Source organism: Lentisphaera marina (assembly GCF_028745505.1).
GTDB classification, from domain to species: domain Bacteria; phylum Verrucomicrobiota; class Lentisphaeria; order Lentisphaerales; family Lentisphaeraceae; genus Lentisphaera; species Lentisphaera marina.
In genome coordinates this window covers 2,172,138-2,186,724 of the sequence record NZ_JAQZZL010000001.1, presented here as the reverse complement: position 1 = coordinate 2,186,724, position 14,587 = coordinate 2,172,138, and the positions used below count along the sequence as shown (strand labels likewise).

Genomic DNA, 14,587 nt, shown 5'->3' with positions numbered 1-14,587 from the left:
TTGAATTGAGGTACGCACTGAATACCTAAAAAGGTTTAAGTACGCGTGAAATAAAGGTTTTCGTGTTCTTTCGAGCTTTTCTTGGTTAAAGTTTACTAAATCATTCAAGTCTCTAGTTTTGCCACTTTTCTTTGTACCAGTTTTCGAATGAGTTTTCTATGAGTTCTGGTTTGCTGTGACTGCAAATTGGGATTTCTTAAAAAATCAAAACATTCTTGACTGAGGATTTGGCGTCTGGGACTTCTTTCATAAGCTGGGTGACCAACGGCTTCCCAAGCTTTGAGTAGGCGTTTAGAACGTTGTTCAAAAGGGAAAGAGTCCTTGAGTAGACCTTTGCCCAGCCATTCACTTATTACCCCTTTAGAACAGATCGTTGGCACTGGCGCACACCCAAGGAAATAAGCCTTCGATAAATTTAGCGAAAGGCGCAAAGACATGGATTTTTAGCTCCGCAAAGCTGATAAAGTCAAGTGGAAGCGCCCCTCACAAATACACTCTCATTAATAAATGAAGCAGTATTTGAATGAGCCTTTTCAAGTTAATTGCTGTTTTTCTATTCAGAGTTTTGTAAGATTTTGTTTTTTCAGTACAAGTATTAAATAGAATTGTATTTACGAAGAGTATTGAGATCATGAGCAAATTTAATCGACGTCATTTTTTACGAGGCACTGGCGCTCTTGTGGCTTTGCCGGCACTGGAGTCTTTAGGATATGAGGCTAAGTCCTTTAGTCGCAATAAAAAACCGTCCACGCCACCCAAACGCATGATTTTTCTTGGCTTTGGCTGGGGGGTGACTAATGAAACTTGGTATCCCGATGTCAAAGATACCGGTGCTAATTACAAACTTCCCAAGGGGTTAGCTCCCTTAGCGAAATACAAGAAAGACTTCACTCTTATACAAGGTTGTTCACATCAATACACCAATGAAGCCCATTGGGGAAGTACTTTTTGGCTCACGGGAGCCAATCGCTATGCCGTAGCTGGTCAATCTTTTTCCAATTCCATATCTGCGGATCAAGTTGCTGCGGCAGCGTTTGGGCAAGAGACTCGTTTCACCTCCATGCAATTGTGCAGTACGGAAAAAAAGGCCGATGGTCATGGTATGGGTTTGTCTTTATCGTGGGATGAACGTGGCAAACCCATGTCGGGAATCGACTCCCCCATAAAGCTCTATCACAAACTCTTTTCAGCTGATGACATGCCTCTGGAACAGCGCCAGGCCGCCTTAAAAGAAAAGCGCAGTGTGATGGATACTATTTTTAATGATGCTAAGCGCCTGCAAGGTGGTTTAAGTAAAGCAGATAGTGAAAAATTAGACGAATACTTCCAAGGAATTCGCGATATAGAAAATCGCATTAGTAAAGATGAACAATGGCTCACCGTACCCAAGGAAAAGGCTCCTTTAGCTCCACCGTCCAAGGGATTAAAAGGTAAGAATGAGATCAAAGCCATGTACGACCTGATTGTGGCGGCTCTGCAAACTGATACGACTCGAGTGATGACTTATCGTCAGCCAGTCAAATCTCTTTTACAGAGTATTGGAGTAAAAGTGGCTCCCCATGATATGAGTCACTACACAGCTGGTGATCGAATGGCAGCTTCTGAAAAACGAGATCAAGTTCAGAGTGAATTACTGGCTGGCTTAATTGCTAAGTTGAAAGCCACAAAAGAGGTCGATGGCAGCAGCTTATACGACCATGTGAGCCTGGCTTATGGCTCCAATATTCGCTCCATTCATTACCTCAATAATTGTCCTACTATCATTGCTGGTGGGGGATCTAAACTGGCCATGGGCCAACATTTAGTCCTACCTGATGATACACCTCTTTGTAATGTCTGGTTGAGTATGCTCAAGGGCTCAGGTGTAAAAGTAGATCGTCACGGCGATAGCACTGGAATCATCAAAGAACTGCAAGTATGAGAAAATTTATTTGTTTATTCACGATTACTCAGAGTCATTATGCTGGGCATACGAGAAGGGCGCTGCCCCTCTCGAGCTCTCCCTGCAAGGATTTGCCAATCCTTGACCAGGCGACTAAGGGGTCTTATTTGACTTTATGGCTTAGCATATTTTTATTTTTGAGTATTGGGGTTCAGGCCGAAAAAGCCCAAGCCGTTTTTCCTGAGAAAAACTTTGATTTCTTAGCCAATTATTGCCTAAATTGTCACGATGATGAAAAGCAGGAAGGTAAAATTAATCTCGAAGATCTGGATTTTAATATTCAGACGCTTCAACAAGCGGAAACCTGGCAAAAGGTTCTCAATGCCATTAATTCAGGGGATATGCCTCCGGAAGAAAAAAAACAGCCCAAGAGCATGGAGAAAGCGGACTTTCTCGAAAGTCTTTCCAGTACCATGGTTACAGCTCGTAAAGTACTATCCGATTCGGGTGGGGAAATTACTATGCGTCGCCTCAATCGCCGCGAGTACAACAATACGCTGAGGGAACTTTTAGATGTACAGGTAGACGCTAATAATCTCCCCGCAGATGGCGCGGGACATTTCGATACTGAGGGTGCTTCACAATTCATTTCCAGTGATCAGATCGAACAGTACCTCAAAGCAGGGCGTATAGCAATTAAAGAAGCTTTTGAACGCCATAACAACAGAAATAAAGAAGCCTTTGTCTATCGCTTAGAAGTTGAGGACCAGTTTAATCCTCAACTGGATAAAGCTCTTGCTAATTTTGAAAAAAATCACGCCAAATTTCAAGAATACTTTAAACAAGTAAAAGCCGCTTCAGAAGCACCTGAAAATAAAGAAATCATGGCAGAAATTATTAAGAGGAACCCCAGAGTTGCAAAAACCCCTTGGCGTTATTTACCCAATGAGGCAAAGCACTTGAAAGGCGCTCCTAGATCAAAAGACTTTGGATTAAGAGATGAGGCCGCCGCTATTTTTGGTGAGGTTATTTATACGGAAGATTACAAATATCATAGACAAAGCCGTGACTTGCCATTGAGTGACTCTGGCAGTTACCTAATGATTATTAAGGGGATTAATCGTATCGATATTAAACCACCCAAGGGTATGCCCGTGGGTAAGTATAAACTTCGCGTGCGTGGTGGAGCTATGGCCGATGCGCCAGGTTTTAGAAAGTTCATTGAGGTAGGCCACCCCCAAAAGAGAATTCCCATTAAGCGCTTTTTTGAAGGCCTACCTTTTGCTTACATGCAAATGACGGGTACTCCCGAACAGCCTCAAGTCCAGGAAACTACGATTGAAATCTTTAGCCATTCTAAAAAAGAAATTGCGATTCAGGAGCGTCAATCAGCAAATTGGGCAGACTTGCGTAGAAAGGTTTATTTTCGTGATAGGCACCGCACTGGTATTGGACCCGTTCCATCTCTCTGGCTCGACTGGGTAGAATTGGAAGGCCCCTTAAAGCAAGCCCCCAGTCCTTTTGATGAAATTCTTATAAAACATCAAGACAAGCCCAATCGCGCCCGTGAAATCATTAAGGATTTTGGTCTCATGGCATTTCGTGGCAAAATGCACGATATACAGGAATTAGTCAATCACTACGAGTACCGCCGTAGTCAAGGTGACTCTTTTGAGGATGCCCTCGTTCAACCTTTGAGTATCATTTTAGCTTCACCTAGTTTCCTTTATCTAGATGAACCTAATGATAAGCAAGGGCCACGCAGACTAACTGATCGCGAATTAGCCATACGCTTAGCCTATTTCTTGTGGAGTGCGCCACCAGATCAGAGACTCTTAGAATTAGCTCAATCTAAAAAACTCATGAATCCCGAGCAATTAAGGCTCGAAGTTGACCGTATGTTAGCTGACCCAAGAGCGAAAAATTTTGTGGATGGCTTTACTCATCAGTGGCTGGATATGGAGCGTTTAGACTTCTTTCAATTTGATGTAGCTCACCACCGTGAATTTGATGACAATGCCAAAAAAGCAGCTCGTGAGGAAGTCTATCAAACCATCCTCCATCTAATAAAAAATAATGGTAGGCTCGGTGATTTGTTGAGTAGTGATTATCTTGTTGTGGATGGCTTGATGGCCAATCATTATGGTATTGAGGGTGTATACGGCCAGGAATTTCGCAAAGTCAAATTACCTGCTGGTTCACCTCGTGGAGGTTTACTTGGTATGGCTGCAATCAATGCCATGGGGAGTAATGGTTTGGAAACCAGCCCAGTGGAACGCGGTGCCTGGGTTCTGCGTCACCTCATCAATCAGCCACCGCCGCCGGCCCCGGCCAACGTGCCACAGATTTCGCGCTTAGAAGGAAAAGTATTGACTACTCGTGAACGCTTAGTCGCTCACCAGGAGGAACCCCAATGTGCCAGTTGTCATCGCAAAATTGATCCAATTGGCTTTGGTTTAGAGAATTTTGATGCCACAGGCAAATGGCGTGTAAAAGATAAATATAAAAATAAGAAATGGACGATTGATTCATCCGGCAAGTTCCACAAGGGGCCCGCTTTTAAAGGTTACTATGAAATGAAAAAGCTCATTGCCGCTCGCCAGGACGATTTTGCTCGTGGTTTTACTGAGTCCTTGATTGCCTATGCCTTGGGACGTTCCTACGCCTTTACGGATGATGATATGACTGAGGAATTATTAGCAGAAGCTAAAAAACAGGATTACACCCTAAACTCCATCATTCATGGATTGGTTCAGCGTAAAGAGTTTCGACATAAATAAACACGAGAATTCATTTTAGTTGACTCAATATCAAGAACTAAGGCCACTGGGATTTAACTCTTTTAGCCTTTGGAAGTGTGTAAAGTTGCTCAGTAAAGGCCTTTTTTGCGACACCCGCAATAAAAGATTTTAAAAAAGCCTCTGAATTTAGCTTATGCAGGTCATTTCCTGTCATTTTGTGTAGGGCTCACGATAATAGTAGAAACAAGCAGGCATTTGAGTTGTGATAAAACTGCCATCATCAAGCATGATTATTGCAGAGTGACTCATTTGCAAAAGATTTAAATTAAGGATTCAAGACTTGTGAATTTACTCAGTAATCATGTATTGCCGAATATTGACCTAAGGGATATGGCATGAAGGTTTTTATAATAGTTGCAGTACTTATGGCACATTATTCTTTAGCCGTGCCGGATCAGGAAATGAGGGCGCTTTTCAAGAGCTATTGCTATGAATGTCACAGTAATAAAAAGGTCAAAGGCAAGCTGAATTTAGAAACTTTTTCTTTTGATAAAGATGACCCGAAACTGGAAGATATTTGGGAATCCGTCAGGCATGAGGAAATGCCTCCCGAGGACGAAAAACCCCTTCCGGAACACGACAGAAAGAAGCTATTGAATTATGTAGAGGGACTTCTAAGTCAAAAGGCTGAAGATGTGACTCCCATGAGACGCCTGACCAGATACGAGTATGACAACTCTATAAGAGACATCTTTGCTTTAGAAAAGAATATTTTTGCAATGCCGAGCAGGTTTATAAAGGAGGATACCAAAAAACCTTATTTTGTTCCCAAAAGTAAAAAGATGCCCGACAAGATACTTATCGGGAGTCGACTGACTCAGCTTGGTCTGGAAAAACCACCTTATGGCGTGGCTCCACTACCCGTAGATTACAAGGAAGAAAACGGCTACGATAATAATGTTGAAATGTTGAGTTTTACTCCCAAGCTTATGTCCAGGTACATGGATTTAGCAAAAGAGTTATTGAACAACAAGAAGTTTAAAGATGCTAGTCCAGTGTGGAAAGAGCACTTTGTTTTCAATAGCCAAAAAGGAGATGAATTAAAGCAGGCAGAAGCTTTTCTATCCGACTTCCTGGTAAAAGCTTTTCGCAAACCCTTAAGTGATGCCCAGCTTAAAAGGTACGTGGGCTATTTTACCGAGCGTCACAAGTTTCATCAATCCTCATACACAGCAGCGATGACTGATGTGGTCTCAGTTATTTTGGCATCTCCAGATTTTCTTTACAAGAAGCCAAACGAGAATAAAAATTATTCTATTGCCTCGAAATTATCCTACTTTTTATGGGGCTCTGGACCTGATGATCGTTTATTAAGTCTGGCAGCGGACGGCAAACTCGTTGAAGAAGAGGTGATCAAGCAGGAAGTTGAAAGAATGCTCAATGATAGAAAAACTAAGCATTTAACGTATGGTTTTGCGGCTCAATGGCTTCATTTAGGCAACCTGCTGGCTTTCTCTCCCGATCCCGAAAACTTCCCGGATTACTTTCTCGACAGGCATAAGCAAAACAATATCGGTCAGTACCTGATCTTAGAACCCTTGCTCTTATTTGAAACTATTCTGGTCGAGGATCGTAGTATTTTTGACTTCATTGACAATGATTACAGTTATTTTAACAACACACTTGCTGACTATTACAAAATAGATCAGGAAAACAATAATCCCGATGGTGAGCCGGATAAGAAAATAAAGAAAACCTGGCGCAAAGTTAAGATTAATAAAAATGAGAGCAGAATGGGGCTCATTACTATGGGAGCCTGCCTTTCTCTAACATCTCATTCAAAGAGAAGTGCTCCAATTTTACGTGGTGCCTGGTTTGCCAATGTGATTTACAATGATCCGCCACCCCCGCCACCTGCAAATGTACCATCTCTGGATGAGGAATCTAAAGATGTAAAGGGCTTAACGATAAGAGAGCAATTAAGAATACATAGCGAGAACGATAACTGTAAAATATGTCATGCTAAAATTGATCCCATGGGCTTTACGCTTGAAAGTTTTGATGCAGTTGGAATTTGGAGAGAGAAGTATGCCAATGGCCGAGACGTTGATACTTCCGGGAAAATATTCGGGGAGTCATATACGACCCTGCCGGATTTCAAAGAAATCATGATTGACAACAAAGAGGTTTTTGCAGAGGCTTTTGTTAAACACCTATATGCTTACGCATTGGCCAGAAGTGTTGGTTACAATGAACAAGATGACATCAAAAAAATCCTTGCAGCCAGCAAATCTAATGGGCATAAGATGAGAGATGTCTTATTAGAGATCGCTTTAAGTGAAACATTTTTAAGACAGTAGAGGTAATACATGAATCGCAGAGTAATTTTAAAGAGTTTATCGGCAAGTATTTTATTGCCTTCACTGGAAGCTTTTTCCAGCCCCAATTCACCCAATAATGATATCAAGCGAGCTTTGTGGTTTTATCTCCCAAATGGTGTAAACCCCTACAAATGGTTTCCTTCTACGGTCGGGGACTATGAGTTTACGCCTAGTTTATCACCTTTAAAAAATCATAAGAAAGACGTCGCAGTCCTCAGTGGCCTGGATAGAATCCACGCTACAGGTACGGACGTTCATGCCCAATCAGGCTGCTGTTGGTTAACGAGCTCAGCTCACCATGAAAGAACCGATGGTGCCTATCCTCTCAATACAACATTGGACCATGTGATAGCATCGAGTTTACCGCGTGCTACACCATTCCCAACTTTAGCTGTGAACTGTAATGAAGACCCCAATGTTCGAGAGACAAAACACTTTGATTCAGTTTCCTGGTACGGTCCGGGTTATTCAGCACCTAACTATAAATCACCTTTAGGCTTGTTTAATTCTTTATTTAGATCTAAGGCAAATATTGATTCCAGTATATTGGACCTCATCATGTCTGATGCAAAATCTTTGAAATCCAAAGTTTCAGGTCACGATGGAGAGAAACTTGACGAGTACTTCACATCTGTCAGAGAATTAGAACAAGAGTCTTTATTATTGGCTCAAAAACAACAGGAGCTCTCCAAAGTCACTTTTCCTGATGACGAAATGGAGCCGGTTAAACGAAGTGAGTACATGAGGCTGATGGGTAAGTTGACTGTAATGGCTCTAAAACTTGACCTGACGAGAAACGTTACTTTCATGGCAGGCCCCGAACGCTGGTCTTCACCACTCTTTTTTGATGGCGTGTTTGATAAAAAAGTCGTTCATCACAGCCTGACCCATAAAGAGGATGCGCAGGATAAGGTCGCTGAAATTGACCGATTCTATGTTCAGCAATTCTCTTATATTTTAGATGAATTGAAAAAGTCTAAAGATCATCAGGGCAAATCATTATTTGATTCTACAACCAGCGTTATGGGCAGTGGGCTCGGTTATGGTTTTGATCACAGATACGACCGTTTGGCTGTGGTTGTGGCTGGTAAAAATGTTAAAGGCAATGGTCAGCATACAGCTTTCCCTAAAGGTACACCTCTAGCCAATTTGTGGCTTAATATGGCACAGCATATGGGAGTGAAGAAAGATAGATACGCGGATAGTACCGCTTCTTTACAAATCCTTTAAAACCGCCGACCTCACGTTTTTTATTTTTAAATCAAATCCTGGTAGTAGAATATGTTCATGACCCCTAAAAAAGTGATTACACTCTTATTTTGTGTCATCAGTTTTTGGGGCTCAGCTATCGTTTTAGGACAAGATAAGCTTAAGTGGGATAATTCCGCTTTGGACGGAGCAGGGATGCCAGGTTTAAAATATCAGGCGGTCTCCTTCTTTAAGGGCAATTATCTCTTTAAAGGTGCACTGGATGTGATTCCCTATCAGAATAATAGAGATGAAGCGGAACTGTTGATTCTAGGGCACAGGGGTAAGATCTGGTCGGTACCGGCTCATGGCCTGGAGGATAGTGTTGAACGTCACCTGGTGACGGATATAAAATTGCACTTTAAAGACATGGGGCAGGGTAAAAGCTCTAAACACTTTCAATTATTGAGTGGAGTACTTGATCGAGACTGGCCCCAAATCCCCCATTTGTACCTGGCAGTTCATCAGCAGGACGGTTTAGATGGGCGCTGTTTGATCGTTCGCTACAAAGTGGGCATGGAATCGGGGTTTTCTTTGAAGGGAAAAGCCGAAATTGTCTACACTTGGAAAAGCATTACTCACAATGGCTGTGATCTGCATTGGGGTCCCAAAGACGGTTTTCTTTACATCTCTGCCGGGGATGGATCGGTCCAACGCGATCCGGGTAAAGTGGGGCAGCAGGTTGATGTAGTTCGGGGATCTATTTTACGTCTCGATGTGCACAGTAAGCCTGAACCAGGACGTAATTATACAGTGCCTGGCGATAACCCCTTCGTGGGAATGGATGGTGTTTTACCTGAAATATGGGCGTATGGTCTGCGCAATCCCTGGCGCATGTGTTTCCATCCCGTCAGCGAGGAACTGTGGGCAGCAGATAATGGAGAAGATCTCTGGGAGATGTTGTATTGTGTGAAGCGAGGCTCAAATGCCGGTTGGTCCTCGTACGAAGGCCATCAGCCTTTTCATCGTGATTTAGCCTTAGGTGGACCCAATACTCAACATACACTTCCCAGGCTGGCACAGCCCCATACTGAATTGCGCTCAATTATTGGTGGTGTTTTCTATCGAGGTAAAAAATTTCCTGAACTCGCGGGGCACTACATTTATGGCTGTTCTATAACCCGAGAGATTTGGGCCGTGGCTTATGATGCCCATAAAGATACGCTGGGGAAGCCCTTTCGAATTGCTAAAATTACTTACGGGACACTGACCTCAATATGTGAGGATCACCAACAAGAATTGTTACTGCTTTCCTTATCTGGCTCCATAGAAACTTTATCCCGACGTGAAGGTGAGCAAAAAACTCGCCCTTGGCCAAAGACTCTATCTGATACAGGTCTGTTTAATCATGTCGCTTCACAAAAACCGTCAAAGGGTGTGCTGGAATACAAGGTGCAGGCGGAGGCTTGGGCTGATGGCGCCAGTGCCCGTCGTTTTCTAGCCCTTCCCAAGAGTCAAATCACGAAGATAGGGAACAATCGCTATTACAGTAGCCTAAGGATCAACGAAGGCGGAGCCCTGGTAAAAACATTTTATTTAGATGGTGCACCGGTGGAGACTCAGGTTCTTTACAATAGTGGAACCTGGCAGGGCTATACTTATAAGTGGGATTCTAAAGGAAAGACGGCGAGCCTGGTTCCGGAAGAGGGCGAAACGGCAGAAATTAAACGCGATTCAGGGAAAACACAAAGCTGGCGCTATCCCTCTCGCTCAGAGTGTATGATTTGCCACACGCAACACAGTCTCTTTGGCATTGCTTTCACAGCGCCACAACTCAATAGAACTGACCCACAGGGGCTTCAGCAACTTGATGAATGGCTGAAAACAAAAGTATTGAAAAATAACAATGACTTAAAAAAGCGGCGGGAAGTGAAGCTTGCGGATCCATACAATCCCAAGAGTGGAACTTTGGAAGAGCGGGCACGGGCTTACCTGCACATAAATTGTGCCCATTGTCACCACAAGACGGGAATGGGGGGACGCGCAGCAATGGAATTGGAATACCATGTGCCATTGGCAGAAACAGGTTTGATTGGTGGAGTTCCGAAGATTGGCTTACTTGGCAAAGCAGAGGCCAAGCTAATTGTTCCGGGTAATGCCGAGCTCTCTGAACTTTTAGGACGTATGAATCGTCGCGGAGCAGGGCAGATGCCCCTATTTGGTTCCCACGAAATTGATGAAGCCGGTGTGGCCCTTATCCGTGACTGGATCAACTCACTACCCAAGTGTGAGCCACCTAAGAATTTTGATAAAAATAAAGTACATCCATAGGAGATAGTATGACTGATTTAACGAGAAGGAATTTTATAAAAGCCCTTGGTATGACCGGTGTGGCTGCACCTTTGCAGTTCTTACATGCCAAAGAGCTGGGCAATGTACCGGAAATTTCCGCCAGTGTTTTTCCCTGGGATTTGGCTGATGAAGGTATAGAGAATGTTCTGGACAACTTGCAGGGAAGGGCTGGGGCCAATTCAATCTACATGTGTAACCTTTCTCAATCCATCCGCCCGTTCCGTGGTGGTGATTATCCACATAATCCCGTAAGAAAGTCTTATACATGTGAAGATTGCCATATTTACTGGAAACCGGATATGAAACACTATGGCAAGATCAAACCGCTGCGAACTAAGCGGGATTTTCTGGCAAAATCAGATTGGGTAGAGGACCTCACGACGGCCTTGCGTAAAAGAAAGATGAAGTCCGCAGTTGAGCTCTTTCACGCCTGGATTGATCCCATAAGGCTACAAGAAGAGTTGCCGGATGCCATTCAAATAAACGTCTTCGGAAAGCCTGTAATCACACATAATTACAAAGAGCCAGTCGTTTGCCATAATAGTCCCGAGTTTCAGGAATACGCTGTGGGACTCTATTCAGATCTTGCGGCTAACTACGATTTGGACTACATACAGACTTGTTTGGTTCCCTACGTGCTTCCAATAAAATATTTGGTGCAAAATATCCCTCCTGACCCCATTGAATGGGCTTTAGTCGCTCCGGAAAAAGGCGGATGCTTCTGTAATAATTGTGTCCTTGCGGCTAAAAAGAAAGGTTTTGACCTTGAGGAAGCGAAGAAAGAACTTCTTATTCTGGCAAAACAGGATAAGAAAGCGATCATGGATTCCGGCATTACTGCTGAAGAGTATCTTAAGCAAAATCCTGTATTAAAACGTTGGCTGGATTTCCGTTGTGAGTCAATAAATAACTTTTTCCATTTGATCAGTACTGCGGCGAAATCCTTCAATCCAAAAATCGACATTCGCTGGAATCATTACGTCCGTACCCATAGTTATTACTCTGGTATTGACCTGCCTTCTTTTATGAATCATATCGATTCCATCCGAGCCAATGCTTTTGTGGAACATCAGGACAACATGAAGCTCGTCCACGAGAAAGTGAAGTACCTGGAGAACTTTGAAAAAGTTGCCGGTGATCACGTTCACTGGGTGGCTGCTTTGGATATCCGCGGTAAGAATCCAGCCATCCTGGAGAAAAGTGCCGAACTATCCTCATACACCGGCTGTGATGGTTATGCCTTAAGTCATTACGGCGGAGCGCAATTGAAAAACCTGGATGCGGTTAAGCGCGGCCTTCAGAAATCAAAATGGTCAAAGCACTTTAGATAGAAAATTTTAAAAAATACGGTAGAAAATTATGTATAAAACCCCCACTAAATTAATCATCTTGCTGTGTTGTGTCGTCAGCTTTTTGACTCATGCTCAGGATAAACCAAATGTCGTTTTTATTTTGAGCGATGATCACGGCTGGATGGATTACAGCTTCATGGGACACCCACACGTTAAAACTCCTCACATAGACCGTTTAGCGGGTGAAGGCCTTGTCTATGATCGAGGTTATGATACAGCGTCCATGTGCCGGCCGTCACTGGCGAGTATTGTGACGGGACTTTACCCGCATCAAACAGCAGTCAGAGGCAATCATTCCATACCGGCAAAATATATTGAAGCTTTTAAAACGATGGATAAAAAGGAGGCTAGAACACTAACTCGTAAGCATGCTCACCTTATGACGGCTTCGCTTAAAAATGCGCCTTCCATGGTCAAGCAATTAAATGATAATGGCTATGCAACTTTTAAGACTGGGAAATGGTGGGAAGGCGATCCGCTTGATCAAGGTTTTGAGGATAAATACGGCATTCAGATTGGCCGTAAAACCATGAAGCCAATTTACGACTTCGTAAATAAAGCTCAAGAGGACAAGAGACCTTTCTTTATTTGGTATGGTGTTTTCCTGCCGCATACACCCCACAATGCTCCGGATCGTCTCTATCAGAAATACAAAGATCTGGCCCCCAATGAATCCACTGCACGTTATTGGGCGAATATTGCCTGGCTTGATGAGACCTGTGGCCAACTGGTGAATTTCCTAAAAGAAAAGGATCTTTACGACAATACTCTTTTTGTTTATGCCAGTGATAATGGTTGGCTGCCGGACCCTAATGAAGTCGGTGGTTATATACGTTCGAAAAAAGAAGCGGTTGAAATAGGCATACGTACGCCAATCTTTTTAACCCACAAGAAAACTATTTCACCCCAACGCGATAAAGAGACATTGGCCAGTGCAATTGATATAGCTCCAACTATTTTAAAAGCCTGTGGTATAGAACCAGATGAGGCTATGTCTGGTTTGGATTTAAGAAAACCTGACTTGCTTGCCAAGCGTGACAGTATTTTTGTCGACATCTATGATCGCGATATCAATATCGATGCCGCTCATAAACTGCATAGCGATATACTCGCCCGTGTTGTGGTCAATGGCTGGTATAAACTCATTGCTCGCCCAGGTAGCTACGAACTCTACGATCTAAAAAATGATCCAGATGATCGCAAGGATATTTCTGCACAGCACCCCGAAAAGGTCAAGGAACTCACAAACTTGATGGATCAGTGGCTGCAAGACACTCCCATGGTCTTTTCAAAGGAACCTTGATTTGAAATGTTGCCTGGCTCTTGTGCATTTTTAATGGCTTCTTGCACGTCCTTTACTGGAAGTAAGCAGGTCGACGTCAAATTACATGATCCGGACCTGCTTTGGGCTGATGCGAGTCACCTGGCACTAAGTTCAACAGCGGATGGCAAGCTCTTTATGGGCTTTTTGACTCATTGGCTGGACCTGAATGCAGAGGTGCTTTCCTATGACCCTGAAACTGAGGACTTTGAGAAACCCTTTGATTTAGGTCATGTGACCGGCGTTAAAGTTGGGCCCGGAGGTGAAATGTCTCAGGGTAAGATCCATACACCCTTTTATGAGAATGATAAAGTCATTTATTTTGGGACCGCGTTCGGAGTCGCCGGCTACAAATGGCATAGACAGCGCAAAGCTTATTCCGGTGGCTGCTTTGTAGCATATGATCAAAAAAGTGGCAAAGCTAAAGTTGTGGGGCGAGCTCCCAAATTGGAGGGGATTCTAACTCTGGAGCCGGACTTTCCGCGCAATTGTCTTTACGGCATAAGCTTTCCAAATGGCCTGCTGATGCGCTGTGATATTGGCACGGGAGAAGTTAAAATTCTTGGCCAGGTTGATGACCAATACAGAAAGAGCAAAGCTATGGCAGACTCAATAGATGTGACTCGCTGTTTAGTTGTTCATCCCGAAAGCGGAGTCGTCTATGGAAGTCGTAAAAATGGCGAAATCTGGCACTATGACCCCGCTCAAGGAAAGATTATTGAAAGCGGTCTTAATGTGAAGCAGGGGATTGTTGGGCAAGCCGATGATAAGGCTCTTGCGTCTTCCCAATGGCGCATGGCTCTTCTTTCACCGAGTAGTGACAAAATTTACGCCACTCATCAGGGAACATGCTCTTTATTTGAATTAGATCTTAAAACTAAATCAATTACTCCACTAGCGCGCATCTGCTCGGATGTAGACCTCAATACCATGGGCAATATTAGAGGCAGTCGTCTCGCCTTCCTTTTAGTTGACGGAAAGATCCATCACCTCGCCCACGGACCGGCTGTAGAGGTGGAAGGCCGCGAGCGCAAGCCCAAGGATCAGGTCTATTATGTGACCCATGATTTAAAGTCAAAGAAACGAGTTGATCATGGTCCTTTGATGGCGCCGGGTGACATTCGCGTTTGTGATTCCGATACCTTGGCCATTCTTCCCGACGGGCGCCTGTTCTCACTGGCATCTGTTGAGCTGATTGATTCTGCCAGGATTGAGGAAATGAAGTCACCAAATCTTAAGGGGAAGCGACTTTACCAAACAATAAGCGGCGGAGCCTACTTTGATATGCAATTAGTTGAACTGCCAGCCATGAGAAAATAATCCATGGGAAATATTGATTCACATAATTATAAAACTCTTTCAGCGCGACA

The 14,587-nt window shown here is 43.6% G+C and carries 9 protein-coding genes; 8 read left to right on the top strand and 1 reads right to left on the bottom strand.

Annotated features, from left to right (window positions below; all coding sequences use genetic code 11):
• Positions 1-104: 104 nt before the first annotated feature.
• Complete coding sequence (locus PQO01_RS08945) at positions 105-437, bottom strand: hypothetical protein (protein WP_274313676.1); 333 nt, start codon at positions 435-437, stop codon at positions 105-107.
• A gap of 191 nt (positions 438-628) precedes the next feature.
• On the opposite strand from PQO01_RS08945, the gene PQO01_RS08940 reads away from it, so the two are divergent.
• From PQO01_RS08940 to PQO01_RS08905, 8 genes are all read left to right on the top strand, one after another.
• Complete coding sequence (locus tag PQO01_RS08940; RefSeq protein WP_274314066.1) at positions 629-1,921, top strand: DUF1552 domain-containing protein; 1,293 nt, start codon at positions 629-631, stop codon at positions 1,919-1,921.
• Positions 1,918-4,662, top strand: a complete 2,745-nt coding sequence (locus PQO01_RS08935; RefSeq protein ID WP_274313675.1) for a DUF1592 domain-containing protein — start codon at positions 1,918-1,920, stop codon at positions 4,660-4,662. The genes PQO01_RS08940 and PQO01_RS08935 overlap by 4 nt, the downstream gene beginning before the upstream one ends.
• A gap of 356 nt (positions 4,663-5,018) precedes the next feature.
• Positions 5,019-6,983 (top strand): DUF1592 domain-containing protein, encoded by a 1,965-nt coding sequence (locus PQO01_RS08930; protein WP_274313674.1) that lies wholly within the window; start codon positions 5,019-5,021, stop codon positions 6,981-6,983.
• A 9-nt stretch (positions 6,984-6,992) separates the two neighbouring features.
• Entirely contained in the window at positions 6,993-8,234 is a 1,242-nt protein-coding gene (locus PQO01_RS08925) for a DUF1552 domain-containing protein (protein ID WP_274313673.1), read from the top strand.
• Between the two features lie 57 nt (positions 8,235-8,291).
• On the top strand, positions 8,292-10,523 hold the full coding sequence (locus tag PQO01_RS08920; protein WP_274313672.1) for a PQQ-dependent sugar dehydrogenase: 2,232 nt from the start codon (positions 8,292-8,294) through the stop codon (positions 10,521-10,523).
• 8 nt (positions 10,524-10,531) lie between these two features.
• Entirely contained in the window at positions 10,532-11,875 is a 1,344-nt protein-coding gene (locus PQO01_RS08915; RefSeq protein ID WP_274313671.1) for a twin-arginine translocation signal domain-containing protein, read from the top strand.
• Between the two features lie 28 nt (positions 11,876-11,903).
• Positions 11,904-13,199: a sulfatase-like hydrolase/transferase gene (locus PQO01_RS08910; protein ID WP_274313670.1), complete on the top strand. Its 1,296-nt coding sequence runs from the start codon at positions 11,904-11,906 to the stop codon at positions 13,197-13,199.
• A gap of 33 nt (positions 13,200-13,232) precedes the next feature.
• Positions 13,233-14,537, top strand: coding sequence for a hypothetical protein (locus tag PQO01_RS08905; RefSeq protein WP_274313669.1), 1,305 nt, complete (start codon positions 13,233-13,235; stop codon positions 14,535-14,537).
• The last annotated feature ends 50 nt before the right edge of the window (positions 14,538-14,587 follow it).

What these genes read in the sequence shown, in the direction of transcription:
- PQO01_RS08945 (WP_274313676.1), bottom strand. Translation starts at nt 437, where the DNA reads ATGTCTTTGCGCCTTTCGCTAAATTTATCGAAGGCTTATTTCCTTGGG.
- PQO01_RS08935 (WP_274313675.1), top strand. Translation starts at nt 1,918, where the DNA reads ATGAGAAAATTTATTTGTTTATTCACGATTACTCAGAGTCATTATGCT.
- PQO01_RS08930 (WP_274313674.1), top strand. Translation starts at nt 5,019, where the DNA reads ATGAAGGTTTTTATAATAGTTGCAGTACTTATGGCACATTATTCTTTA.
- PQO01_RS08925 (WP_274313673.1), top strand. Translation starts at nt 6,993, where the DNA reads ATGAATCGCAGAGTAATTTTAAAGAGTTTATCGGCAAGTATTTTATTG.
- PQO01_RS08920 (WP_274313672.1), top strand. Translation starts at nt 8,292, where the DNA reads ATGACCCCTAAAAAAGTGATTACACTCTTATTTTGTGTCATCAGTTTT.
- PQO01_RS08915 (WP_274313671.1), top strand. Translation starts at nt 10,532, where the DNA reads ATGACTGATTTAACGAGAAGGAATTTTATAAAAGCCCTTGGTATGACC.
- PQO01_RS08910 (WP_274313670.1), top strand. Translation starts at nt 11,904, where the DNA reads ATGTATAAAACCCCCACTAAATTAATCATCTTGCTGTGTTGTGTCGTC.
- PQO01_RS08905 (WP_274313669.1), top strand. Translation starts at nt 13,233, where the DNA reads ATGGCTTCTTGCACGTCCTTTACTGGAAGTAAGCAGGTCGACGTCAAA.